Annotated in this window: 22 protein-coding genes; 19 read left to right on the top strand and 3 right to left on the bottom strand. The window is 56.6% G+C overall.

Features of this window, described 5'->3' with window-relative positions; genetic code table 11:
- Positions 1-4: 4 nt before the first annotated feature.
- Together ACTQY5_RS01410 and ACTQY5_RS01405 are read right to left on the bottom strand one after the other, a co-directional pair.
- Positions 5-463 (bottom strand): tripartite tricarboxylate transporter TctB family protein, encoded by a 459-nt coding sequence (locus ACTQY5_RS01410; protein WP_022487787.1) that lies wholly within the window; start codon positions 461-463, stop codon positions 5-7.
- A gap of 64 nt (positions 464-527) precedes the next feature.
- On the bottom strand, positions 528-1523 hold the full coding sequence (locus ACTQY5_RS01405) for a Bug family tripartite tricarboxylate transporter substrate binding protein (RefSeq protein ID WP_441368688.1): 996 nt from the start codon (positions 1521-1523) through the stop codon (positions 528-530).
- Positions 1524-1795: 272 nt separating this feature from the next.
- Here ACTQY5_RS01405 and ACTQY5_RS01400 point away from each other — a divergent pair, with 272 nt between their 5' ends.
- The 4 genes from ACTQY5_RS01400 (at position 1796) to ACTQY5_RS01385 (ending at position 5406) form a co-directional block, all read left to right on the top strand.
- Positions 1796-2875: a glycerol dehydrogenase gene (locus ACTQY5_RS01400; protein WP_154488160.1), complete on the top strand. Its 1080-nt coding sequence runs from the start codon at positions 1796-1798 to the stop codon at positions 2873-2875.
- 124 nt (positions 2876-2999) lie between these two features.
- Positions 3000-4367, top strand: coding sequence for an MATE family efflux transporter (locus ACTQY5_RS01395; protein ID WP_229778474.1), 1368 nt, complete (start codon positions 3000-3002; stop codon positions 4365-4367).
- 108 nt (positions 4368-4475) lie between these two features.
- Positions 4476-5126, top strand: coding sequence for a cupin domain-containing protein (locus tag ACTQY5_RS01390; protein ID WP_279127151.1), 651 nt, complete (start codon positions 4476-4478; stop codon positions 5124-5126).
- A 10-nt stretch (positions 5127-5136) separates the two neighbouring features.
- Positions 5137-5406: a TIGR04076 family protein gene (locus tag ACTQY5_RS01385; RefSeq protein ID WP_441368687.1), complete on the top strand. Its 270-nt coding sequence runs from the start codon at positions 5137-5139 to the stop codon at positions 5404-5406.
- A 35-nt stretch (positions 5407-5441) separates the two neighbouring features.
- Here ACTQY5_RS01385 and ACTQY5_RS01380 read toward each other — a convergent pair whose 3' ends face one another.
- Positions 5442-7880, bottom strand: a complete 2439-nt coding sequence (locus ACTQY5_RS01380; RefSeq protein ID WP_441368686.1) for an EAL domain-containing protein — start codon at positions 7878-7880, stop codon at positions 5442-5444.
- A 756-nt stretch (positions 7881-8636) separates the two neighbouring features.
- Here ACTQY5_RS01380 and ACTQY5_RS01375 point away from each other — a divergent pair.
- The 15 genes from ACTQY5_RS01375 to ACTQY5_RS01305 all read left to right on the top strand — a co-directional run bounded on the left by ACTQY5_RS01375 (position 8637) and on the right by ACTQY5_RS01305 (position 24108).
- Positions 8637-8873 (top strand): FeoA family protein, encoded by a 237-nt coding sequence (locus ACTQY5_RS01375; protein WP_022487798.1) that lies wholly within the window; start codon positions 8637-8639, stop codon positions 8871-8873.
- Positions 8866-10947 carry a ferrous iron transport protein B gene (gene feoB, locus ACTQY5_RS01370; RefSeq protein WP_441368685.1) on the top strand — a complete coding sequence of 694 codons (2082 nt, stop codon included), beginning with the start codon at positions 8866-8868 and terminating at the stop codon, positions 10945-10947. The genes ACTQY5_RS01375 and feoB overlap by 8 nt, the downstream gene beginning before the upstream one ends.
- 147 nt (positions 10948-11094) lie before the next feature.
- Positions 11095-11313, top strand: coding sequence for a cation transporter (locus ACTQY5_RS01365; protein ID WP_012938251.1), 219 nt, complete (start codon positions 11095-11097; stop codon positions 11311-11313).
- 35 nt (positions 11314-11348) lie between these two features.
- The gene (locus tag ACTQY5_RS01360) at positions 11349-13259 is read left to right on the top strand and encodes a heavy metal translocating P-type ATPase (RefSeq protein ID WP_441368684.1); all 1911 of its coding nucleotides are present in this window, start codon (positions 11349-11351) and stop codon (positions 13257-13259) included.
- Positions 13260-13511: 252 nt separating this feature from the next.
- Complete coding sequence (locus ACTQY5_RS01355) at positions 13512-13982, top strand: hypothetical protein (RefSeq protein WP_279127177.1); 471 nt, start codon at positions 13512-13514, stop codon at positions 13980-13982.
- A 109-nt stretch (positions 13983-14091) separates the two neighbouring features.
- A complete protein-coding gene (locus tag ACTQY5_RS01350) occupies positions 14092-14820 on the top strand; it encodes an N-acetylmuramoyl-L-alanine amidase (RefSeq protein ID WP_022487803.1) in 729 nt (242 codons plus the stop codon).
- Positions 14817-15695, top strand: coding sequence for a serine hydrolase (locus ACTQY5_RS01345; protein WP_022487804.1), 879 nt, complete (start codon positions 14817-14819; stop codon positions 15693-15695). Before ACTQY5_RS01350 ends, ACTQY5_RS01345 begins: the two co-directional genes overlap by 4 nt.
- A 96-nt stretch (positions 15696-15791) precedes the next feature.
- Positions 15792-16721: a LysR family transcriptional regulator gene (locus ACTQY5_RS01340; protein WP_022487805.1), complete on the top strand. Its 930-nt coding sequence runs from the start codon at positions 15792-15794 to the stop codon at positions 16719-16721.
- Positions 16722-16859: 138 nt separating this feature from the next.
- A complete protein-coding gene (locus tag ACTQY5_RS01335; protein WP_441368683.1) occupies positions 16860-18083 on the top strand; it encodes an MFS transporter in 1224 nt (407 codons plus the stop codon).
- Positions 18084-18359: 276 nt separating this feature from the next.
- On the top strand, positions 18360-19193 hold the full coding sequence (locus ACTQY5_RS01330; protein WP_022487807.1) for a PHP domain-containing protein: 834 nt from the start codon (positions 18360-18362) through the stop codon (positions 19191-19193).
- A gap of 21 nt (positions 19194-19214) precedes the next feature.
- The gene (locus tag ACTQY5_RS01325; protein ID WP_288310663.1) at positions 19215-20111 is read left to right on the top strand and encodes an Asp23/Gls24 family envelope stress response protein; all 897 of its coding nucleotides are present in this window, start codon (positions 19215-19217) and stop codon (positions 20109-20111) included.
- The gene (gene rnhC / locus ACTQY5_RS01320) at positions 20108-21067 is read left to right on the top strand and encodes a ribonuclease HIII (RefSeq protein WP_441368682.1); all 960 of its coding nucleotides are present in this window, start codon (positions 20108-20110) and stop codon (positions 21065-21067) included. Before ACTQY5_RS01325 ends, rnhC begins: the two co-directional genes overlap by 4 nt.
- Before the next feature lie 116 nt (positions 21068-21183).
- A complete protein-coding gene (locus tag ACTQY5_RS01315; protein WP_154488074.1) occupies positions 21184-22188 on the top strand; it encodes a lysylphosphatidylglycerol synthase transmembrane domain-containing protein in 1005 nt (334 codons plus the stop codon).
- Positions 22185-23102 (top strand): NAD-dependent epimerase/dehydratase family protein, encoded by a 918-nt coding sequence (locus ACTQY5_RS01310; protein WP_022487811.1) that lies wholly within the window; start codon positions 22185-22187, stop codon positions 23100-23102. Before ACTQY5_RS01315 ends, ACTQY5_RS01310 begins: the two co-directional genes overlap by 4 nt.
- 28 nt (positions 23103-23130) lie before the next feature.
- On the top strand, positions 23131-24108 hold the full coding sequence (locus tag ACTQY5_RS01305) for a TAXI family TRAP transporter solute-binding subunit (protein ID WP_441368681.1): 978 nt from the start codon (positions 23131-23133) through the stop codon (positions 24106-24108).
- The last annotated feature ends 8 nt before the right edge of the window (positions 24109-24116 follow it).

The following is a 24116-nucleotide window of genomic DNA, read 5'->3' as shown; positions in this document are numbered from 1 at the left end:
TTTCCTAGAGCAGTTCTTCCAGCAGCAGGCCGTCCGGCAGAGGCACGGACAGGAATTCGCTGAAGACAATATAGATCAGGGCCATGAGCACCACCAGGGTGATGGCCATATACTTCTTTTCAATGTGGAAAAAGTGCAGCATGAACAGGAGATATAAAATAGCAGAAGGATAAAATCCGATCAGCACCATCAGCACAAAGAAAAGGATGGAGGCAATCAGGAAGGTGAAGAACTGCCTGGGCAGGAAATGGGTCCACACTTCCGGCAGATCGTTGACAATGGTGAAATGGCCGTGGCAGCTGCAGGCCATCTTCACCAGCTGCATGAGAGTCAGCACGGCCAACAGGCCGATGACGAATTTGGGATAGCTCTGTGCCGCCGGAGGCAGTTGCAGTGTCTCGTAAAAGAAGAAGGCACAGAATCCCAGCATGAAGATCACTACACTGAGTTCCGATTTTTTCATAATGGTTTCCCCTCAAAAGAGGGGCTGCACCCTGGCAGCCCCCGATTTATTCCGCTTGTGTCATTCAGGCGTCCTGGTACAGTTTGCTGACCACGTCTTTGCAGAAGGTCATCTGTTCCTGGATCAGTTTGCCCAGTTCCTTGCTGTCCATGTAGTGGAGTTCCAGACCGGCGTTCTTGTGGTCACGGATGGTCTGTTCATCGGTCATGGTCATCTTAAAGGCATTTTCATAGAATTTGATGATGTTTTCCGGAGTGCCTTTGGGAGCCACCAGAGCACGGGCGGAGCCGTACCACTTGTTGTAGTAGCCCAGTTCACCCAGGGTGGGCACATCTTTGTAGTTGTCCAGGCGTTTTTCAGAGAATACGCCCAACAGTTTCAGGGCTGCGTTGCTGCCCCGGATCAGAGGTTCCACATCCCCCAGTTTGGCGCAGGAGAAGTCCACTTCGCCCTGGCGCAGGGCCAGCAGCTGGTCAGCGGTACCGCCGTAAGGCACCGCATTGTATTTGAACTTGGCGGTGGTGGACAGCAGCTGGGCTGCCGTGTGGTTGGAAGCCTGTACCCCGTTGGTGGAAGCCTTCAGTTCGCCCGGATGGGCTTTGGCATATTCCACCAGATCTTTCAGGCTGTTGAACTGGCTGTCCTTCCGGACTACCACAACCCCGGTTTCCTTCAGATGGTTGCAGATGGGAACGATGCTCTTGTCATCGAAGGAAGCATTCTTGGCCAGAGCCAGGGTGGTGTAGGTGGGCAGGTTGATGAAGCCGATGGTGTAGCCGTCCGGTTTGGCTTTTGACAGTTCCGTCCAGCCGATCTTTCCGTCAGCGCCGGGTTTGTTTTCGATGATCAGGGTATTGCCTACGAATTTTTCCGCATCCTTGCAGAGTACCCGGGCACCGGTATCCGTGCCGGACCCTGCCTTGTAGGCTACAATGACCTTGATGTCCTTGTTGGGTTTCCATTCACCGGACGCTTTCTGAGCTTTCTTGCCCCCGCAGGCACCAACAGCCAGGGCCAGGGCACAGATGGCGGACGCAGCCAGCCACTTTTTGAGTTTCATACAAATCTTCCTCCTTTATAAAGACTTTGTAAAAATGTAAAAACTCTGTAAAACTATTGTAACATATTTTGGAACGTTCGCCTACTGAATTTTTGGAAAAAACACGCAAGGCATAAAACTTATAGAAAACCGTTTTGTTTATCTTTTAAAGAATCAATAATTATTGTTAAAAACTTATCTTTTATGGTATAATACAATAAACAAAAATCTGTCTCCAAAGGACACGATTTCTCTGGTTGAGAGAGATTTTCAGTACAAAGGAGGAACTCACTATGGCAAGACTGCGTCTCATGCGTGCACCGCTGAAATATGTACAGGGGAGTGGAGCCCTGAAGGAATTCTACGATTATTTCAAGGATCTGGGGAAGAACTGGCTGTTCATCTGCAGCCGGAGCGGCCACCGGACCTGCCATAACAAACTGGAAGAAAGCTTCGGCACCAGCGATACCCACCGGCACTACGAAGTGTTCGGAGGCATCTCCAGTGTAGGGGAAATCGACAAGTTCCGGAAAATGGTCCGGGCGGAAAACATCGATGTGGTGGTAGGGGTCGGCGGCGGGTCCGCCATCGATACCGCCAAAGCCACGGCTCATTACGAAGGAAAACGGGTGGTGATCATTCCCACAGTGGTAGCCACTGATGCTCCCTGCACCGGGCTGTCCGTGATTTATAACGACGACGGTTCCTTCAACAGCTACCTGTTCTATCCCAACAATCCGGACGGGGTGCTGGTGGATAGTTATATCATCGCCCATGCACCGGTGAAGTTCCTGGTGGCCGGCATGGGGGATGCCCTGGGGACCTATTTTGAAGCCCGGGCCTGCTATCGGACCGATGCGCCCAGCCTGGAAAACGGCGGGATCACCCGGTCCGCCATGGCCCTGTGTGAACTGTGCTACGAAAACCTCCGGAACTACGGGGCCCAGGCCAAAACCGCCGTGGAACACCAGGTGGTGACCCCGGCCCTGGATGCCATCATCGAGACCAATGTGTACCTGTCCGGGGTGGGGGCGGACAACGGCGGGCTGGCCTGTGCCCATTCCTTCTACAACGGGATCACCTCCCTGGGCGGTCACAGCGCTCCTCACGGAAACTGTGTGGCTTTCGGTACCCTGGTCCAGCTGGTGCTGGAAGGGGTGGAAGAGGATGAATTCCGGGATGTCCAGGGCTTCTGCAAAGAAGTAGGCCTGCCCACCACCCTGGCCGAACTGGGCATCACCACCGATGAACAGATCCGGCAGATTGCCAGAGCTGCCTGTGTGCCCGGAGAAAGCATCCACAACATGGTGGCCGACGTAACCGAAGATCAGCTCTATGCCGCCATCATCCAGGCAGATGCCCTGGGGAAATAAGAGCCTCCATCGGCCATTGACAATTGACCATTGACAAGGAGCTGTTGCTCATGCAACAGCTCCTTTATGGTATAATAGAAAAAATACTTGTCCAGCCCAGTCCGGACAGATTGGCGGTTTTCTTATGTCAGATACAGCACCTCAGCCTTCCAAAGAAGCCAGAAAGTACCAGAAGATGCTGGAGGCCCCGGTGAAGCCTTTGATTGCTTCCCTGGCCCTGCCCTCCATTATCAGCATGATGTGCACCAGCTTCTACAATATGGCGGACACTTATTTCGTCAGCAAAATCGATACCGCCTCCACTGCAGCGGTGGGGGTCACCTTTGCCACCATGGCCATCATCCATGCCATTGCCTTCTTTTTCGGCATCGGCTCCGGCAACAGCATCTCCCGGCTCCTGGGGGCCAGACGCCGGCCGGAGGCGGAAACCATGGCTTCCACCAGCTTCCTGTACGTGTTTCTCTGCGGCCTTCTGATTGCAGTGGTGGGGAACCTGTTCGCTCCCCAGCTGGCTACCCTTATCGGTTCCACCCCTACCATCCTGCCCTATGCAGTCCAGTACATGAGCGTGATCCTGGTGGGGGCGCCCGTAATGATGTCCAGCCTGGTGATGAACAACCATCTCCGGTTCCAGGGCAGCGCCGCCTTTGCCATGGTGGGGATCACCATCGGAGGATTCCTCAACGTGTTCCTGGATCCTCTCTTTATCTTCCAGTTCCATCTGGGGGTGGCCGGGGCGGCCTATGCCACCATCCTCAGCCAGTTCGTCAGTTTCTGCATCCTCCTTTTCATGACCCGGCAGGGGGCCAACATCCCCATCCGGCTGAAGAACATGCATCCATCCTGGCCCATCCTGAAGGAAATCATCGCTGGAGGGGCTCCGTCCCTGATCCGCCAGGGCACCCAGAGCCTGTCCACCATTTTCCTCAATGTGGCGGCCGGGGCCTTCGGGGATGCGGCCATTGCAGCCATGTCCATCGTCACCCGGCTCAGTTTCTTTGCGGCCTCCGTGATTATCGGCTTCGGCCAGGGTTTCCAGCCGGTATGCGGGTTCAGCTACGGAGCCAAAAAGTACCGCCGGCTCCGGGAAGGCTTCTGGTTTGCGGTGAAAAGCGGCACCCTGTTCGCTCTCATAGCCGCTGCCGCTGCCATTGTGTGGGCGGTACCCATCCTGGAACAGTTCCGGGATGATCCCCTGGTGATTGCCATCGGGTCCCGTACCTTACGGTGCCAGGCCCTTACCTTCTTCCTGGTGCCTCTCACCATTTTAACCAACATGTGTCTCCAGACCACCCGGAAAACCGCCGGAGCCATGCTGGTGGCCGCCGGACGCAGCGGCCTGTTCCTGATTCCCACTCTGCTGGTGCTGCCCAGGGCCCTGGGAATCACCGGCCTGGAATGGAGTCAGAGCGTTTCCGATTTCTGCGGCTTCCTCCTGGCAGTTGTGCTGATCCGTAAGTTCTTCCAGAAGCTGCCGGAGGGGGAGGAATAAAAAAGGGGACTGTTGCAAGAGCAGCAGCTTTTTTTGTTGTCTCACCAACGTACTTTCCCTTTTTCCCATGTTACAATACAACCAACAAAAGGAAAGCAGGTGGTACCCATGAAACTGACGGCGGGACAGGTGTTTTCTCTGGGCCGGACCCATCAGCCGGTGGCCGGGTGCACGGTTTCCCAGCAGATCGCCGGAGGACGGAACCCGGTGTGGGTCTTTTCTCTGGGGGCTGGGACGGACATCAGCGGGGAGATCTATCCCTATTACAAACTGCTCCTGGTCCAGGAAGGCCGACTCCAGCTCACCGGAGCCCTGGCAGGCACGGTGCTGGAACCGGGTCAGAGTATCCTGACTCCTACAGGAGTCCCTGTGGGCATGAGCGCAGAAGTGGATACGGTGTATGTGGAAGTAGAGATTCAGAAGGAGGATATCATGAACAAAGCAGTGGAAGCAGGCAAAGCATTCAAACTGGCAGAATTGCTGCCCTATCAGGAAGGCCGGATCGTGAATATGGATGTGGTCCACAATGACAAGATGAAATTCGTGGTCATGGCTTTTGACGCCGGCACCGGTCTCAGTGAACATGCGGCCCCCGGGGATGCCCTGATCTTTGCCCTGGACGGGGAAGGGATCATCGGTTACGAAGGAAAGGCCCATACACTGAAAGCGGGGGAACAGTTCCGGTTCGCCAAAAACGGGCTCCATTGGGTGAAGGCAGAAAAGCCCTTTAAAATGGCTCTGCTGCTGACCCTGGAATAGGGAGAAAGCCATGGCTGGACGCAGACCGAAGATCCGGATCACCGTTACCGACCGGCGGGGGAAGATGGGCTGCCACCGGGGCCATCATGTGGGGGAGGTCTTCGATTTCGACGAAGACCGGGGCAAAATCTGCTCCATGGCCATGCATTGTGCCTTTCCCTACATCGACATTCTCCGGTACGGAGGCCAGATCCCCGGCCAGCCTAAAGGCACCGCCGAGTTCTGCTGCAGCGATGCGGATACCATTATGGTGTTCAAGGCGGAAGTGGTGGAAGAATAAAAGGGACTGCTGCACGTTGCGTGCAGCAGTCCCTTTTATTCTTCCCTCAACTTCTTCAGCGCCAGCCGATAGATCTGGCTGGGACCGATTTTTTTCTTCAGCAGAGGATCGGTGGAATGGACGATGCTCCAGCGGAAAGTTACCGTTACCGGGTTCCCGTTGACCTGGTGGATGGCCTGGAGCCGTTTCTGGATCTTCCGGGCCAGGGCTTCCGATTCTTCCGGGTTGGCTTCCCGGCGGATAATAGTAAAGGTGGAATTGTAGAGCCGGGAAATGGCGGAATCTTTGCCAGCCAGGTTCTGGATAATCTGAGCCTCTTTCCGGATCAGATCCCGGAGCAGAGCCGGTTCGTAGCTTTTTTTCAGATAGTCATCAAAACAGCTTTCCAGTAAAATCAGACAATAGAGGCGGGCCTCTCCTTCTGCACCTTCCTGGCAGTGGATCAGGTCTTCCAGGAATCCCTGCCGGTTCCGCAGACCTGACATCACATCATCATAGGGTGTAGGGAGTTCGTGACGCAGCTTTCGGTTCAGTTCCTCCATATCCAGAAAAAATCCCATAAGCCCGATGATCTGCCCGTTCCAGTACAGGGGCCATTTGCTGCAGGTAATGGAATGGAGCTGGCCTTTTACGATACATTCTCCCGGCACATCTTTAACAGTGATTCCCTTTTGCAGGACATCCAGTTCATCCTGTCGGTAGGGGATATTATCCCGGTGCCAGTTCATGTCCTCATCGGTTTTCCCGATAATCTCTTTTTCAGACTGGAAGCCGTAATGGTCCAGAAAGGCCTGGCTGGCCCCCCGAAAACAGCGGTTCCGGTCCTTCCAGAAATATTTGATCTGGGTGTTCTTTTTCAGGCTGTCCCAGAGCAGGGTAGGGAGGACCTCCGCCGTTTTTGCAGGAACAACCGGCATTCTATCCTCATCTTCCAGGGTCCGGTCTGCCGTAAGCATCAGAGAACTGTCCCCATGGGTCAGCTGGATGGCCATACATTCCCGCCAGGTGTAGTTGCCCGTGCTGTTCCGGCACCGGAACAGCTGGGAAATCCTTCCGGTGGGGCTTTTCTGGATGCGAGCCAGCACGGTGTCCGGGTCCGTGAAGGCCAGATAAGTCGCCTGGTCTTCCTCGAATATCCTCTTCCGGGCAAAATCCTTCAAGGCCGTCCGGATATCCTGGAACTTCCAGGGACCGGACACATGGCTGGAGTTGTTGTTGGCATAAAGCATCTCAATGGTATCTTTTTTCAAATCCACCAGGTTCACATCATCGAACATGCTGTACAGATACCGGAGATTGGCATCCATTTTGTTCTGGCGGATCTGGGCGTTGCTTTGGGAAACGTTGGTGAGGGTGGTGGTGATCAGCAGATGGCCGTTCATCTCACAGACCACTTGGAGCCGGACCAGCACGTAATCTCCGCCGTCGATGTAGACATAGGATTCCGGTCGGTGCGTGGTCCGGGACCGTTCCACACAGAACAGGTAGGTGCGGAGGGCATCCCTGTTTTCCGGATGATTCAGATTGTATTGGATCTCCTGGAGGGTGTAGCTCATGTGGCGGATGGCATTGTCATAAGCCTCATTGGTATAAAGATAACGGATGGCCCCTTTTTCATCCATGCCAAAAAGAGCCAGGGGACTGTCCGTTTCGTGGATTTCGCCGCTGGCCCGGTCATAATAGTGGCACCACTTCCGGGGTTCCACCACCCGTTTTTCCTGTTCCATCAAAGCCAGGGTATCCTCCAGAGGCTGGGGCTTTCCGTAGTAGAACCCCTGCTGCCGTCCGCAGCCGATGGAAGCCAGATAGTCCGCCTGTTCCCGGGTTTCCACCCCTTCCACCAGGGTCTTGATCCCCAGACGCTTGGCCATGGTGATGGCTGAAGAAACAATGATCCGGGACGCTTCCGTAAAATTCCGGAGGAAGTCCATGTCCAGCTTGATCAGGTCCAGCTGGAAGTCCTTCAGGATGTTGAGAGAAGAGTAGCCGCTGCCGAAATCGTCCAGCCACACTTCATACCCTTCGGTCCGGAGCCGGTCCACCTCCTTGTGCACCTCTTCCGCATTCTGGGCCAGGACGCTTTCCGTAATCTCCACATGGAGGAAATCCCGGGGAATGTTGTATTTCTGCCGGGTATCTTCCACCAGGGAAAAAACATCCAGGCTGGAGAAATCATACCGGGACAGGTTGAAGGAAACCGGGATGATGGGAAGGTTGGCATCCAGCCGCTGGCGGATGGTGCGGCACACTTCTTCCAGCACATAAGCATCCAGCCGGTGGATCTGCCGGGCCTCTTCCAGCACCGGGATGAAGGTGGCCGGGGAAAGGATTCCCGACTGGGGGTCCACCCATCGGGCCAGGGCCTCCAGACCGCACAGATTCCCTGTAAGGGTACGGATCACCGGCTGATAATACACCTGGACCCAGTGGTTTTCCAGTGCCTCCTCCAAGTGCTGGAGAATGTACTTTCCCATACAGTCTGCTGCTACCATAGTACCATCTCCTTGCTTCCAGTGCTGTTTTGCTTCCTTTTTTCACTCTATTTATTATCCCACAGTTTACATGGAAGGGCAAGGATGTAAAGACAGTTGAGTTGGTGCCAGCCGGTACAGTCGTGCGGTCCGATTTTCATCCTATGCCACGCCCACCGCCGTAGGGGCGGTTCAAGATTTTTGCCGAAGGCAAAATATCGCCAGAGCCACCCGCCTGCACGGGGGTCCGTTTCTCCGGGCAACCAATGGCATACCACGTTGAAGTCCTTCCCTGAAAGGGAAGGGGGACCGTCCGCAGGACGGTGGATGGGTTTGGCCGGAGGTCATGCAGCACGCTTCACTACGGTATTCCCTGATTCTGTTTAATCCGCCCTTGCCCAGATCGATTTGCTGAAGAAGGCCATTTTGGCCCGGGCTTTCCGGGAGGCCAGGGAAGGGCGTGCCTGCGGCTCGCCCCTACGCCGTCACGGTCGGAGATTCGGCAGGGATGCGGGGAAAACGGTTTTCATCGTCCCTGTGCCGACCCCGTCCAATCAATAGCACGAAAACCCTTGACCCCAACGGTGTAGGGGCTCCCCGCAGGGGAGCCCGTCCCGGCCGCCCCTCCCTCCTGTGGACAATACCCGGGTAATTGATTATAATTACAAATGCGGTTAGTTATGCATAAAGGGATACGGGCCTTCAGTTACTGGGCAGTTTCCTTTACCGCTGAATTTACTTACAGGGGGAAAACAGTACATGCTTTTAAAGGATTTGCAGACAGGGGAGTCTGCAGTCGTTACTCAGATCGATCTGCCGTTCCAGATTGAACGGCGGCTCCAGGCCCTGGGGATGACCCTGGGGACTCGGATCCATTGCATTACCCGGAAGGGAAAGGGCATTATGGTGATCCTGCTCCGGGGCACCCGGTTTGCCCTGGGCTACAACATGACCCGGAACATTACCGTGGACAAGGTGGAGGTGGACCATGACTGATATGCAGCAGCCTGAAAAGCATCTCCACGATGCCCAGAACCTGACCATCGGATTCATCGGGAACCCCAACTGCGGGAAGACCACCCTGTTCAATGCCTTTACCGGGGCTAACCTGAAGGTGGCCAACTGGCCCGGGGTCACCGTGGAAAAGGTGGAAGGGGCCATACGGCGCCACAACATGAACATCCACCTGGTGGATCTGCCCGGCACCTACAGCCTCACCTCCTATACCATGGAAGAAATCGTTTCCCGGGACTTCATCCTCAGTGACGAAGTGGATGTGATCATCAACGTGGTGGATGCGTCCGCCCTGGAACGGAGCCTGTATCTGACCCTCCAGCTTTTGGAACTGGGGAAGCCGGTGGTTATGGCCCTCAATATGATGGACATTGTGGAAAAACGGGGGATGGAAATCGACCTGCACCGGCTGCCGGAAATGCTGGGAATCCCGGTGATCCCTGTTTCCGCCCGGAAGCGCCGGGGTCTGGACGTGCTGCTCCATGCGGCCATCCATCACCGGGACGCCAAACACACGGACCCGCTGATCCACGACCACAAGGCCGTGGGGGCCCACCGGCTGGACCACAAAATGTACGCCATGGTCTATTCCGATCCCATTGAGGACCGGATCGACCAATTGATCGCGGAACTGGAAGTGAAATATCCGGACATCATCAATCCCCGGTGGCATGCCATCAAGCTGCTGGAACAGGACCAGGAAGTGCTGAAAAAACACCCGGTGGACCGGCCGGATATCCTGGACCAGAACTACGAAACCCGGATCATCCGGGAAAAATATGATTTCATTGAAGAAATCATCCACGAAGTGCTGCTCCACAAGGAAGAAAGCGACAAGCTGACGGACCGGCTGGACAAGGTGCTGACGGACCGGTTCTGGGGGATCCCCGTGTTCCTGCTGATCATGGCGGTGGTGTTCTTCCTGACCTTTACCGTAGGGGACTGGCTGAAGGGGTATATGGAAGACTTCATCGGCTGGTTCGGAGACGGACTGGAAGGGCTGCTCACCGCCTGGTCCGTCAGCGATGCCCTGAAATCCCTGATCATCGACGGGGTCCTGGGGGGCGTGGGGACCATTGTCACCTTCCTGCCCAATATCCTGATCCTGTTTTTGACACTGGGTTTCCTGGAAGATTCCGGGTATATGGCCCGGGTGGCCTATGTAATGGAAGACGTGATGAGCCGTCTGGGGCTGTCGGGGAAGGCCTTCATCCCCATGCTCCTGGGCTTTGGGTGCACGGTGCCGGCTGTGATGGCATCCCGTGCCCTGGAACACAAGCGGGACCGGTACAAGGTGATGCTGGTGACGCCTTTTATGAGCTGCAACGCCCGGCTCACCATCTATATCCTGTTTGCAGAGATGTTCTTCGGCGGCCATGCCATGGTAGTGGCCTATTCCATGTACCTGATCGGCCTTTTGGTGGCCATCCTGGTGGCTCTGGTGCTCCATGGCATTGAAAAGGCCCAGCACCGCCAGACGGAAGACTTCCTGCTCATCGAGCTGCCGGAATACAAGCTGCCGGATATGCATACTGTGGGCATTTACATGTGGGAAAAGGTGAAGAGTTACCTGGAAAAGGCCGGGACCACCATTTTCGTGGCCACCATCCTGATCTGGTTCCTGCTGAACTTCGGCCCCAGCGGCTACACCACCGATGCAGGAGAAAGCTTCGGCGCCATTATGGGCCATGTGCTGGTGCCGGTGTTCCGGCCCATCGGCCTGGGCTTCTGGCAGATCTGTCTGGCTCTTCTGGCCGGGATTTCCGCCAAGGAAGTGGTGGTATCCAGCTGTGCCGTACTCTTTGGCATCACCAACGCCAGCAGCGGGGCCGGCATGGCGGAATTTGCCGCCGACCTGGAATCCATCGGCTTTACCAGCATCAACGCAGTCTGCCTGATGATCTTCTGCCTGCTGTACGTGCCCTGTGCGGCGGCGCTGGCTACCATCCACAAGGAAAGCGGCAGCTGGAAATGGACGGCTTTTGAAGCCTTCTTCCAGCTGGCAACGGCCTGGATCGTTACCTTTGTGGCCTACCATCTGCTGAGCATTTTGTAAACAAATAAACAGTTATTGAATTATAAGCAAGAGAAAGAAGAAAAATTCCCCTTTCTCTTGCTTATTTTTTCGGTTTGTGGTATAAATAAGTCAGAAAAACAATTAAACGATTGTTTAATCGTTAGGCAAGAGCAAGGAGGAAGAATCATGAAAAAGAGTTATAAAGTGGAAGTGGACTGTGCCAACTGTGCGGCCAAGATGGAAGAAGCGGTGAAGGCCACTCCGGGAGTCCAGGATGCGGTGCTGAACTTCATGTTGCTGAAGCTGAAGGTGACCTTTGCAGAGGGGGCGGATCCGGCGGAAGTCATGGGCCGCTGCCAGGCGGCTGTGGCCAAACTGGATGACGATTTCAAGATTTACTGTTAAAGAATGGCTGAATGGATACCGGAGGGGATGGGACCATGGAACAGGAAAATAAAATTATGATCGGCCGGATCGCCGCCGCCTTTGTGCTGACGGTGGCCGGGGCCTTTCTGCCGGATGCCTGGAGCGGGGAAGGGGTGGCCCTGGAATACCGCTTTTTCCATCTGCTGCCCTATCTGGCGGCCTATCTGATCGTGGCCTGGGACATCCTGCTGAAGGCGGCGAAAAATATCCGGAAGGGCCAGGTGCTGGATGAGAACTTCCTGATGGCGGTGGCCAGCCTGGGGGCCTTTGGTCTGGGCATCTACCAGAACGGGGACTATGCGGAAGCGGTGGCCGTCATGCTGTTCTACCAGGTGGGGGAACTGTTCGAAGACTATGCCGTGGACAAAAGCCGCCGGAACATCAGCGAACTGATGGATATCCGGCCGGATTATGCCAATGTGGAGCGGGACGGGAAACTGGTCCGGGTGGACCCGGATGATGTGGCCATCGGCACCCGGATCATCGTCCAGCCCGGGGAAAAAGTCCCCATTGACGGCCGGGTGGTGGAAGGCCGGTCCAGTCTGGATACGGCGGCTCTCACCGGGGAAAGCCTGCCCCGGGAAGCGGCCCCCGGGGATGAAGTGATCAGCGGCTGCATCAACCTCAGCGGGGTGCTGACCATAGAGACCACCAAAGAGTTCGGGGAATCCACCGTATCCAGGATTTTGGACCTGGTGGAAGACGCCAGCTCCCGGAAAGCGAAATCTGAAGTGTTCATCACCAAATTCGCCCGGGTCTATACCCCGGCGGTATGCAGCGCGGCACTGGCCCTGTTCCTGCTGCCTCCTCTGGTGCGGATGGCCCTGGGCATGGCGCCTCTGTGGCACATGTGGCTGTACCGGAGCCTACTGTTTTTGGTGGTCAGCTGTCCCTGCGCCCTGGTGCTGTCCATTCCTCTCAGCTTCTTTGCGGGGATCGGGGGCGCCAGCCGGCAGGGGATCCTGATCAAGGGATCCAACTATATGGAAACCCTGGCCCATACGGCCTATGTGGTGATGGACAAGACCGGGACCCTGACCCAGGGGGTGTTTGAAGTTTCCGCCGTCCATCACAACAAACTGGAAGAAAAAAAAGTGCTGGAAATGGCGGCCCTGGCGGAATGTGCCTCCAGCCATCCCATCAGCAAAAGCCTCCAGCAGGCCTACGGCAAACCCATCGACAGGAGCCGGGTGACGGATATCCAGGAATACGGGGGTAAAGGGGTGGTGGCCCGGGTGGACGGCCATACCGTGGCCGCCGGGAACGCCAAACTCATGGAAATGCTCCACATTCCCTATGTGAACTGCCATATGGTGGGGACCCTGGTCCATGTGGCCATCGACGGGGCATACCATGGACACATCCTGATCGCCGACCGGATCAAGGACCATGCCGTGGAAGCCGTCCGGACCCTGAAAGCCAACGGGGTGAAAAAGGTGATCATGCTCACCGGGGATGAGAAACGGACGGCGGAAGCGGTGGCCAAAGAGCTGGGCATCGACGAAGTCCGCAGCGAGCTGCTGCCCCAGGGAAAGGTGGAACAGGTGGAAGAGCTGATCCGCCGGAAAGAGCCCAAGGAGAAAGTGGCCTTTGTAGGGGACGGGATCAACGACGCCCCGGTGCTGTCCCTGGCGGATGTGGGGATTGCCATGGGGGCCCTGGGCAGCGATGCGGCCATTGAAGCGGCAGATGTGGTGCTCATGGACGACGACCCGCTGAAAATCAGCAAAGCCATCCGGATCGCCCGGAAATGCGTGGGTATCGTGTACCAGAACATCGTGTTCGCCATCGGCATCAAGGTCATCAGCCTGGTTCTGGGGGCTCTGGGGTTCATCAACATGTGGTTCGCCATCTTCGCCGATACCGGAGTCCTGATCCTCTGCGTGCTGAATTCCATGCGGTGTCTGTTTGGGGGGAAAAAGTGAAAAAAGAGTACTGCACATGGGAAAATCGGACATGTGCAGTACTTTTTTTGTCAACAGTCAGCCAATCACGTCCAACAGATCGAACGAGAGGATTCGCCCCCAACGGCGTAGGGGCTACCCGGAGGGGAGCCCGTCCCGGCCGCCCAGGGGGCCTTGCTTCTGCTCTTTTCTAAAAAACAGTTGTAAATTGCCATATAATTATGATAAAATGGTTATCAATAATAATTCTCAAAAACACGGAGGATGGACCAGATGAAAAAATGGACAATTGCAGGTCTTACGACACTTTTGACACTGGCTGCTTCGGCCGCATTGGCATCGGTACCCCAGAAATCCCTGTACCTGGGCGGCATTGGCTATGGGACCGGGGAATCCTATGTCCGGCAGATATACGGCACCCCCACGGAAACGGAACAGGAACATTCCTCTTCCCATCCAGCCGGATCGGTGGTGGAATACGAATATGGGGATGGGGTATCCATCCATCTGGCGGAAGGAGCCGTCTATCATATAGAAGTGTCCGCCAACAACGGCTGGGCAACCCCGGAAGGAATCCGTGTGGGCATGGACGCTTCCGTCCTGGAGGAGACCTACGGAAAACCGGACAAGGTCCGTGGGGATAAAATCATCTACCAGGCGGCCGGAATGCCCGGGGTGGGTCTGATCTTTGAAATCGAAAAAGGAAAAATCGACGAAATCGAAATCGGTCCTGTCGGACAGTGAAAAATTCCGTTTGGCAAAGGGATGTTGCGGGAGCAATGTCCCTTTCTTTTTGAACGGACTGGAAGAAAAAACAATTGAGGAGTACAATGGACGGAAAGGAGGAGAGCCCATGAACAAGAAAAAACGGGCCGGGCAGGCCCTTGCGCTGGCGGGAGTACTGGTCCTGGCCATCTGCCCTGGGAGCCCGGTCCAGGGAAAATACGCCGGGGCGGAACCGTCAGCCCGGGCCGCCAGGGTACAGGAAACCCTCACGCCCGCCAGACCGGCCATGGTGGTCCGTCCCCTTGCCTTTACGGACCTGCGCCGCCGGCTGATGAGGGACTATGCCCGGATCCACTACGGCCGGGAAATGGAAACCATTGTGCCCCAGGCGGTGGTGGTCCACTGGACGGCGTCCAATTCCCGGGACGGGGTGTACCGGTATTTTTACAACGAGGAAAATCCCCGGCTGAAAAACGGCACTTTGAATGTGGCCTCCCACTACCTGGTAGACCGGGACGGCACCATCTGGCAGCTGACCCCGGAAACCGCTCTGAACCGCCATGCCATCGGCCTGAACTGGTGCTCCATCGGTATTGAGAACGTAGGCGGTGTGGAGGGCCGGGAAGACCTGACCCAGGCCCAGATGGAAGCCAATGTACGGCTGATCCGGTATCTTCGGGGCAAATACCCCACTATCCAGTGGGTACTGGGCCATTATCAGCAGGACCTGGCCCGGCATACCTCTTTATGGAAAGAAAACATATCTGGCTATTATCACGGCAAAACCGACCCGGGGCCCCGTTTCATGGGGGGCCTGAAGGCGCGGCTGGCCGGAGAAGGAGTGAAGTTCTTTTGAAACCATTGAACAAGGGAATGGGCCTGGTACTGGCAGGCCTTCTTCTGCTGCCCGGGGTGGGAATGCCCCGTACCGCCCAGGCCAGTGCACCGGCGGCTTCCGCCAGGGCTGCTCTCAGCCCCCGGATGCAGAAAATCGGCAGGATCATCCAGGCGGCCGGCCCTGCCCAGGTGTACTTCACCAATCTGTCCACCAACCAGAGCCTGTACCGGGGCAGTGAGACCATGACCGCTGCCAGCATGATCAAAGTCTTCATCCTGGCCAAAGCCTATGAAGACATCCAGAACGGCAGCCTGAGCCGGAATGAAACCTTCACCCTTACCCCGGACAATGTAGTGGGCGGGGCAGGGGTCCTCCAGGGACGGGGGTACGGCAGCAAAGTGTCCCTCCAGGAGGCCCTGGAACTGATGATTACCGAAAGTGACAACACTGCCGCCAACCTGCTCATCGACCGGCTGGGCATGGACCGGATCAACGCCTATATGCAGCGCCATGGGTACACCCACAGTGTCCTCCGCCGGAAGATGATGGATACAGAAGCCATGGCGGCCGGCAGGGAGAACCTGACCAGCACCAGGGACATCGCTCTGCTGTTCAAACGGCTGTATCAGGGGAAATGCGTGAGCCCGGCCCAGGACCGGGAAATGCTGGCAATTTACAAACGTCAGACCGACAACGACAGCATCCCCGGGGATCTGCCCCGGGGAACGGTGGTGGCCCACAAGACGGGAGAAGTCAACGACCTTCGCCACGACGGGGGCATCGTGTATACCCCCAACGGGGATTATGTACTGGTGATCTTCACCCGGAACTACACCCCCTACGAAACCATGGCAGATCTGTCGGAGAAGATTTATCAGGCGGTTGTAGAATAAGGAGAGACTGGGCACGCCCTTACCCATTACCCTCTTAACCACCTCTCCTCAATCTGTTATAATAAGAACAACTTATACCACAACGGAGAGATTGCCATGCCTGGAGATTTACCGACCATTGCCCAAATGGAATGCTTCATTATATACGGACGGGTGGGGAACTTTGCCCGGGCGGCCCGGGAGGCCCATATTACCCAATCCGCCTTCAGCGCCCAGATCAAGAACCTGGAGACTGCCCTGGGGATCCCCCTGATCCACCGGTCCAAACGGGGGAGCCAGCTGACGGAGGAAGGAAAGGTCTTCCTGGCCCGGGTGACGGAATGGATGGACGGGCTGCGGAAAATCGTCTATGACACCCGGTCAGTGGCAGAATCCCAGCCGGTGGAGCTGAATGTGGGGATCCTCCGGTCCCTGGGGGACATCCACATGAACCGGCACATTGCCCATTTCCGCCAGACCAACCCCAGCCTTCGGTTCAACGTGTTTGATCTGCCCACCTACCAGATCCACCAGGCTCTTACCGAGGGCCGGCTGGACGTGGTTTCCACCTATTTTGTGAAAGAATCCCTGCCGGACCGGGAACCGGCGAATGCCTATGAAGTGATCCACTTCTGTACGGACAATCTGGTGTATTATGCACCCCTCCTGCCGGTGGGAGACTTTCCCCTTACCCGGAGCCAGCTGCTCAGCCGGCCTCTGGTGCTGTATCCTACCAGCTATTTCATGAACCAGATCTACCAGGACTATTTTGCCGGCACAAACCGGGAACCCATGATTTCCGCCCGGCTGTCCACTCCCTATGCCATGATCCACTACTGCCAGGAAAACGGGGCAGGGGCCCTGCTGCCGGAACGGCTGCTGAGGACCCTGGGCCATCACAACGGCTGGCATGAACTCCAGCTGCCCCTGAAGGCGGAAGGGTACCTGATCTACCGGAAGAACAATCCCAAACTTCCTCTGATCCGCCCTTATGTGGAACAGGTGCTGGCCAGTTTTGCCCAGAAGCCCGGGGAACCCATCGTTTGAAACGAACAGACTGGATGTAATCGCTTTTTCCGATTACATCCATCTTTTTTATCCGCTACACAAATCACCGGCAGCCTCGTATAATCGGAACCATAGAAAATTTCCGTGATTCCAATAAGAAAGGTCGCTGATTTGTCCATGTCTGCAAAACCCCGTCTGTGGACCAGAGGATTCGTCCTGGATACCCTGGTCAATTTCCTGATTTACATCATTTACTACATGCTGATGGTGATCATCGCTTCGGAAGCCATCCATTCCCTCCATGCCACCGTCAGTGAAGCCGGTCTGGCGGCCGGGATCTTCGTACTGGGGACCCTGGTGGCCCGGCTGTTTGCGGGCCGGTCCGTGGAACTGTACGGCCGGAAGAAAATGCTCTATGCCGGGATCCTGTTCTTCCTGGTGACCACCTGTATGTACTTCCTCATCAATTCTCTGGCCACCATGTACATCGTCCGGTTCCTGAGCGGGGTGGGCTACGGCATTGCCTCCACGGCCACCAGCACCATCGTATCCGCCATGATCCCGGCGGAACGGCGGGGAGAGGGCATCAACTACTATGCCCTCAGCATGAGCCTGGCTGCAGCCATCGGGCCCTTCATCGGCATGGTGATGCAGCAGATGTTCCCCTTCCGGGTGATCATCCTGTTCTCCATTGTGATGGTACTGATCTGCCTGGGGGCCGCCTTTGTAATGAAGGTGGATGAGATCCAGCTGACGGAAGAACACCGGGCGGCTCTGAAACAGCTGTCCCTGTCCAACTTCCTGGAACCCCGGGTCATGGGGATTTCCATTGTGGGCTTCGTTGTGGCGGTGTGCTATTCCAGCGTGCTGAGCTTTTTGGCTACCTATGCGGCGGAACTGCAGCTGATGACTGCCGGGACCCTGTTCTTTGTGGTCTATGCTCTGTCCATCACTTTAGCCCGTCCCGTTGCCGGAGTGATGTTCGACCGGAAAGGGGAAGACTTCGTCATGTATCCCACCTATGCCTGCCTGGCCATTGGACTCCTGCTGCTGTCCATCACCACCCAGAACTGGGAAATGCTGGCTGCCGGGGTGTTCGTGGGCCTGGGGTACGGAACCTTCATGTCCAACGGACAGGCCATCTGCGTGAAGCTGGTGGAAGAAGTCCGGATCGGAGTGGCGGTTTCCACCTATTTCGTCATGCTGGACCTGGGGCTGGGGGTAGGACCTTACCTCCTGGGTGCCTTCAAGGAACCTCTGGGATTCCAGGGCATCTATTCCGCCGTGGGCCTGGGTGCCATCGGCTGTGCCGTTCTCTACTGGCTGCTGTATGCCCGGAGACGGAAGACTGCAGATCTCCAGGAAAATTCTGTGGAAAGTCTGGAATCGGAAGCCGAATAAAACGGCAGAAAATATTTTGCATACAGAATCGAATCCGTAGGGGCTCCACGCCGGGGAGCCCGCCCGTTCAACGGCTGCTGGTGCAGTCGGCGGGCCGCCCGGCGTGCGGCCCCTACGGTTTTTGTGTTCAGGGCCAGCTTGGCTGGCTTCCTTTGGCCATTGACGATTGACAATTGACCATTGACGGGGGCTGCTGCCTGTGCGGCAGCGCCCTTTTTCCTTTTTCCGCCCACTATGGTATAATCAAGTCATAAGAAATGACGAAGGAGAATTGTCATGCTGGCTGACTTGCATATCCATACCACCTTTTCTGACGGCGTCTACACTCCGGAAAAAATCATTGCCCAGGCCCGGGTGTCTGGCATTGCCGCCATTGCCATCACCGACCACGACAACATCCAGGCCTACGACCGGGCGGCCCGGACCATTCACTTCCGGCATCTGGGGATCCAGCTGATCCGGGGGGTGGAGATCGACACGGACTACAAAGGGAAGGATGTCCATGTGCTGGGGTACCATTTCGACCCGGAGAACCAGCCTCTTCTCCAGGCCATGGCCTGGACCCGGGTGGGGCGGATCACCCGGATCCGGAAGATCATCCAGAAAATCAACCAGCTGGGATATCCCATTACCTTGGAGGAAGTCCGGGAAGAAGCCCACGGGTCCAAAAGCCTGGGGCGGCCCCACATTGCCCGGGTTCTGGTGAAAAAAGGCCTGTTCTCCCATACCCAGGCGGTGTTCGATGCCCTGATTGCCAGCGGCAGGCCCGCTTACTGCCGGCAGGTGAAGATGCAGCCCAAAGAGGCGGTGGACCTGCTCCACAGGGCGGGAGGCATTGCTGTTTTGGCCCATCCGGCGGAAATCGGGAACCCGGATCTGGTGGAAGAACTGCTGGATAGGGTGCCGTTTGACGGCATGGAAGTGTGGCATCCTTCTATTTTAAAGGAAAAACCTCCCCACGATTGGCTCCAGGTGGCCAAAAACCATGGTCTCCTGACCAGCGGGGGCAGCGATCTCCACGGGAATCCGGGACGGTTCCCCCTCCACCTGGGAGAATTCCCCATTTCCTACGAAAATGTGAAGGGTGTCATCGAAGGAAAGAAAATCTGATCCGAAAAGCAGGTGCATACCATGAAAACTGTAGCATTTGTAGGCCCCAGCGGCACCGGGAAAAGCTTCCGGGCCATCGGGGTCGCCCATGACCATCACTGCGACGGCATCATCGATGACGGGCTCCTGATCGAAGGGACCAAGATCCTGGCCGGAACCAGTGCCAAAACGGAACAGAACAAGGTCCAGGCGGTGAAACGAGCCATCTTTATGGAAAAGGACCACTGCCAGGAAGTCCGGGAAGCCCTGCTGAAAAGCGACATCCGGACTCTTCTGGTAATCGGCACTTCGGACAAGATGGTCCGGACCATCTGCAAGCGGCTCCAGATCCCGGCGCCTTCGGAAACGGTGTACATCCAGGACATTTCCACCGTCCGGGAAATGAAAAAGGCCCGGGAGACCCGGATCAAGGAAGGAAAACACGTGGTGCCGGTGCCCACCATCGAACTGAAGCCCCATCTGTCCGGGGTGCTGGTGGATCTGCCTCACCGGCTGTTTTCCCGGAACCGGAAGCCCCATGCCATGTCAGAAAAATCCATTGTTCGGCCGGCTTTCAGCTACTACGGGAAGATCACGGTATCCGATTACGTGGTCAGCGACATTGTACGGATCGTGGTGAAGAAGAACAAGGAAGTGGACCGGATCACTTCCATTAAGGTGCGCCGGCCTTCGGACACCAGCAAGGGGATGACCATCTTCCTGGAGATCATCCTGTTCTTCGGGGCGCCCATTTACGAAGTGGTGAAGAGCCTCCAGACCAAGATCAAACTGAAAGTGGAAGGCATGACCAGCATGCCGGTAAAAAATATCGATGTCTCCATCCGCAGCCTGACGGTGCGGCCTCCTGATCTGCCGAAAAATCTCCAGGAGCCGGACCCGACCCTGCCGGAAGGACAAAAGGAGGAAGGCGGGGCATGACCCCTTATGATTTTGACCAGTATGTAACCCTGGTGCGGGAAAAACTCCAGCTGCTCACGGAAGAACCGGTGGAGCAGAAGGAAATCAATTACGGCCGGCAGCTGAAGGTCCGGAAGGGCCCGGACACGGTGAACCTGGCCCTTTACAATGGGAAAAAGGGCCTGAAACAGGTATGGAGCGGGAAAGTTTCTTCCTTCCGGGACTGCTGCCAGAAGGCGCTGGACGGAGAGACGGAACCTTCAGCCCTTGCCGGTGATCTTTCCGCCGGCGGGGGAAAAGTGACCCTGCTGGACGGGAAACCCGGATTCGACGGGCTCTGGTGCGGCAGTGACGAAAGCGGCAAGGGAGACTATTTCGGTCCCCTGGCGGTGGCAGCGGTGTGCCTGGACCTGGAAACCGCCCGGCAGTACCAAAGCTGGGGGATCTGCGACAGCAAGGCCCTGACCGACGGAAAGATCCATCAGCTGGCGGAAAAGATCCGGAAGACCGCCAAAGCCCATACGGTGCTGGTACTGAAGCCTCAGTTCTACAACCAGCGGTATGTCCAGCTGAAAAGCCAGAAGCAGAACCTGAACCATCTTTTGGCCAGCGGCCACATCCATGCTCTGGGACGGGTGCTCCAGCAGGTGCCGGAATGCCATTTTGCCCTGGTGGACCAGTTTACCCGGCACAATGCCATTTCCTCCACCCTGGAAGCAGCTTATCCCGGGCTGAAAGTGTACCAGCAGCCCAAAGGGGAAGCGGATATGGCAGTGGCGGCGGCGTCCATTCTGGCCCGGGACGCCTTTGTGGAAGTGATGGGGGAGCTGTCCCAAAAGGCAGGCTTCGAACTGCCCAAAGGAGGCGGCAGCCAGGCTACGGCAGCGGCCCGGAAGCTGGCCAAAGCCCAGGGGGAAGAGGCTCTTTCCCAATACGTCAAGCTCCATTTTGCCAACACAGGAAAGCTCAGGCTCTGATTTACGATTTGTTTTATGTTTTTGTTCCTGTACTATGCTATAATAATAAAAGATTGTATCAGCATTGACAGATTCAGAGCTTTTCAAAATACAACGATACTGGCAGGTCATACTCTATGAACAAAACCCTATTCCGCATGCTGTGCGTGTTGTTCTTTGTAGTCATCATCGTATCAGCAGGCGTTCTTTATTTTACTTTTGATGTACGGGCCCTGGTCTATCTGACCACTTTTAAATGGTATTATGCGCTGCTGGCCCTGGGGGTGCTGTCGGTGGGGCTGTTTTTCGATGCCACCCGACTGATCACCCTGACAAGGCTTTCCGGGGAGAAGATGGATTATGCCCATATTTTCTACGCGGTGTTCAGCAACTATTTCCTGGCACTTCTGACTCCCGGTCAGGGGGGCGGAGGGATTGCCATGCTCATGTTCATGAAACGGGCGGGGGTACCGGTGGCCAAATCCACCCTGATCGTCATTGTCCGGACGGTATTTTCCATCTTGTTCCTGTTTTTGGTGATGCCCCTGGTATTCTGGTGGGATCCGGTGCTGGTAAGCTGGATGCCCACCAGTGTCATTGCCTTGGTGTGCGCCTTTTTCATCGGGGCTCCCTGGCTCCTGTGGCACCTGGTAATGGGGGGACGGCTGGAAAAATGGCTGGCCCGGTTCAGCCGCCGGTTCTCTCCCCGGGTCCAGGAAGCCATTTTCCTGGGGTACCGGGATTTCCAGCAGGCCATGTTCATGCTGAAGGACAATCCCCGGCAGGTGTTCCGGGCTTTTATGGAATCGGGGATCAGCCTGCTGTTCATCTATTCGGTGGTGCCGGTGTTCATCAAGGCCTTCGGCATCAGCCTGCCCCTGCACATTGTCATGGGACGCATGTGCCTGATCAACCTGGTACTGTACTTTACTCCCACCCCCGGTGGCAGCGGGGTGGCGGAAGGCGGCTTCCTGGTGCTGTTCAATTCTCTGCTGCCTCCCGGTGTGGCCGGGGTGCTGGCCATCCTTTGGCGTTTCTTCTGTGAATACATTCCGTTCACCATCGGCGCCATTGTGACCATCAAATGCTTTGGCTTGGATATTCTGACCAAGATCCGCGATCGGAGGGAAATGGATTCATGAGAAAGATCTTAGTAACTGGGGGAGCCGGGTTCATCGGGTCCCATGTGGTGCCGGCGCTCATCAGCCGGGGAGATTGTGAGGTAACGGTGCTGGACAACCTGTCCACCGGGAAACGGGCCTATGTGCCGTCAGGAGCCCGGTTCCAGCTGCTGGATATCCGGTCCCGGGAGCTGACGGATTTCCTGATGGCGGAAAAATTCCAGACAGTGATCCATCTGGCGGCCCAGACCCTGGTGCCCTATTCCATGGAATACCCGGAAGCGGACGAAGACCTGAACGTGGCTGGTCTGGTCCATGTACTGGAAGGCTGCCGGAAAAGCGGCGTGGAACAGATCATCTTCTCTTCCAGTGCGGCCATTTACGGGGACAACCAGAACCTGCCCCTTCAGGAAACAGAAGTGCCGGCTCCCACTTCTTTCTACGGTCTGTCCAAGGCGGTGGGAGAGGACTACATCCGTCTGTACAGCCGGTGCTTCGGTCTGAAGCACATTATTTTCCGGTTCGCCAATGTATATGGGGAACGGCAGGGAGAAACAGGAGAAGGGGGCGTGATCTCCGTCTTTGCCCGGAAAATCGCCCAGCACGAACCGGTGACTGTCTTTGGGGACGGGAACCAGACCCGGGATTTCGTCTATGCCGGGGATATTGCCCGGGCCATGAGCCTGGGGGTGGGATATAACGGCTGTGCCACCCTGAATGTGTCCACCAATGAGGAAGTGTCCCTGAACCAGCTGATCGGGGTGATGGAAAAGATCCTGGGCCATAAAATGGATGTCCATTATGGACCGGTGCGGCCGGGAGACATTTACGCTTCCGTACTGAGCCACAAGGCCCTGGTGGAAACCCTGGGCATGAAAGACTACACGGACCTGGAAAAGGGGCTCACCGGGACCCTGGCGTATTTCCAGAAATAACAGGAGCAGGGAGAACAAGGAGAGACCTATGAAGAAACTGATCTTTTCCGTTCTGGCCCTGCTCTTTTTCTGCACCGCAGGCTGCGGGGCAAAGACAGGAAACCTGGAACGGGGGAAAACACCTCCCAAAGAAACGGTGCTGGCAGGAGGCCAGCTGGTGGGGGCTTACGGCAGTCTGGGGAACGACCTGGTGAACGCTTTGAACCAGGACGGCCGGCAGCCGCTGCTGAAGCTCCAGGACGGAGCGGGCTCTTTGGCCAATATCGAACTGCTGCGCCAGCAGAAAGCGGACCTGGCCCTGGTCCAGAGCGACGTGGCCTGGTATGCCTATACAGGCACCGGGCCCTATGAAGACCGGCCTCTGAAGGATCTGGAACAGGTGGGGACCCTTCAAGGGGAAACGGTCCAGATCATTACCTACGACCTGACCGGGATACGGAAACTCCAGGACCTGAAAGGAAAGACCGTATCCCTGGGGGCTGCCGGTTCCGGTTCCTCTCTCAACGCCAGACAGGTACTGGAAGCAGCGGGCCTTGCGGAAGACGATGTGCGGGTCCAGTATCTTTCGGTGGATGACACGGTCCGGGCTCTGAAGGAAGGCACCGTGGATGCGGCTATCCTCACTTCCGCCCTGCCCCATCCGGCTCTCCGGGATCTGGCCCGGCAGCGGCGGCTGGTGCTGGTCCCTATCGAAGGCCAGGACCTGGAAGACCTGGTGGCCGCCTATCCCCTGTATCAGCCGGTGGTGATCCCGGTAGGGACCTATCCCAACCAGACCCGGCCCTGTGCCAGTGTGGCTCTTCAGTGTCTCCTGGTGACCCGGAAGACGGTGCACAAGGACACGGTAAAGAATTTCCTGGACCGTCTGTGGCCTCAATGGAAGGAACTCCAGACCAAACAACCTGCCCTGTACCGGGATGTGGAGAAACGGTTCTTCCTGGACCCGCTGCTTCCGTTGGCCCCCGGTGCCGAACAATTCATGAAGGAACAAAAAATCGGTTCCTGAGCAGTCAG

The organism is Acidaminococcus sp. HCP3S3_H5 (assembly GCF_052122235.1).
Lineage (GTDB): Bacteria > Bacillota > Negativicutes > Acidaminococcales > Acidaminococcaceae > Acidaminococcus.
This window is presented reverse-complemented; position numbering and strand designations above follow the sequence as displayed.

Coding starts and splice junctions, on each gene's coding strand:
- ACTQY5_RS01375 (WP_022487798.1), top strand. CDS start 8,637: ATGCTTTTAAAGGATTTGCAGACAGGGGAGTCTGCAGTCGTTACTCAG.
- ACTQY5_RS01330 (WP_022487807.1), top strand. CDS start 18,360: ATGCTGGCTGACTTGCATATCCATACCACCTTTTCTGACGGCGTCTAC.
- ACTQY5_RS01365 (WP_012938251.1), top strand. CDS start 11,095: ATGAAAAAGAGTTATAAAGTGGAAGTGGACTGTGCCAACTGTGCGGCC.
- ACTQY5_RS01355 (WP_279127177.1), top strand. CDS start 13,512: ATGAAAAAATGGACAATTGCAGGTCTTACGACACTTTTGACACTGGCT.
- ACTQY5_RS01315 (WP_154488074.1), top strand. CDS start 21,184: ATGAACAAAACCCTATTCCGCATGCTGTGCGTGTTGTTCTTTGTAGTC.
- ACTQY5_RS01405 (WP_441368688.1), bottom strand. CDS start 1,523: ATGAAACTCAAAAAGTGGCTGGCTGCGTCCGCCATCTGTGCCCTGGCC.
- ACTQY5_RS01395 (WP_229778474.1), top strand. CDS start 3,000: ATGTCAGATACAGCACCTCAGCCTTCCAAAGAAGCCAGAAAGTACCAG.
- ACTQY5_RS01385 (WP_441368687.1), top strand. CDS start 5,137: ATGGCTGGACGCAGACCGAAGATCCGGATCACCGTTACCGACCGGCGG.
- feoB (WP_441368685.1), top strand. CDS start 8,866: ATGACTGATATGCAGCAGCCTGAAAAGCATCTCCACGATGCCCAGAAC.
- ACTQY5_RS01310 (WP_022487811.1), top strand. CDS start 22,185: ATGAGAAAGATCTTAGTAACTGGGGGAGCCGGGTTCATCGGGTCCCAT.
- rnhC (WP_441368682.1), top strand. CDS start 20,108: ATGACCCCTTATGATTTTGACCAGTATGTAACCCTGGTGCGGGAAAAA.
- ACTQY5_RS01350 (WP_022487803.1), top strand. CDS start 14,092: ATGAACAAGAAAAAACGGGCCGGGCAGGCCCTTGCGCTGGCGGGAGTA.
- ACTQY5_RS01390 (WP_279127151.1), top strand. CDS start 4,476: ATGAAACTGACGGCGGGACAGGTGTTTTCTCTGGGCCGGACCCATCAG.
- ACTQY5_RS01305 (WP_441368681.1), top strand. CDS start 23,131: ATGAAGAAACTGATCTTTTCCGTTCTGGCCCTGCTCTTTTTCTGCACC.
- ACTQY5_RS01380 (WP_441368686.1), bottom strand. CDS start 7,880: ATGGGAAAGTACATTCTCCAGCACTTGGAGGAGGCACTGGAAAACCAC.
- ACTQY5_RS01340 (WP_022487805.1), top strand. CDS start 15,792: ATGCCTGGAGATTTACCGACCATTGCCCAAATGGAATGCTTCATTATA.
- ACTQY5_RS01400 (WP_154488160.1), top strand. CDS start 1,796: ATGGCAAGACTGCGTCTCATGCGTGCACCGCTGAAATATGTACAGGGG.
- ACTQY5_RS01325 (WP_288310663.1), top strand. CDS start 19,215: ATGAAAACTGTAGCATTTGTAGGCCCCAGCGGCACCGGGAAAAGCTTC.
- ACTQY5_RS01335 (WP_441368683.1), top strand. CDS start 16,860: ATGTCTGCAAAACCCCGTCTGTGGACCAGAGGATTCGTCCTGGATACC.
- ACTQY5_RS01360 (WP_441368684.1), top strand. CDS start 11,349: ATGGAACAGGAAAATAAAATTATGATCGGCCGGATCGCCGCCGCCTTT.
- ACTQY5_RS01410 (WP_022487787.1), bottom strand. CDS start 463: ATGAAAAAATCGGAACTCAGTGTAGTGATCTTCATGCTGGGATTCTGT.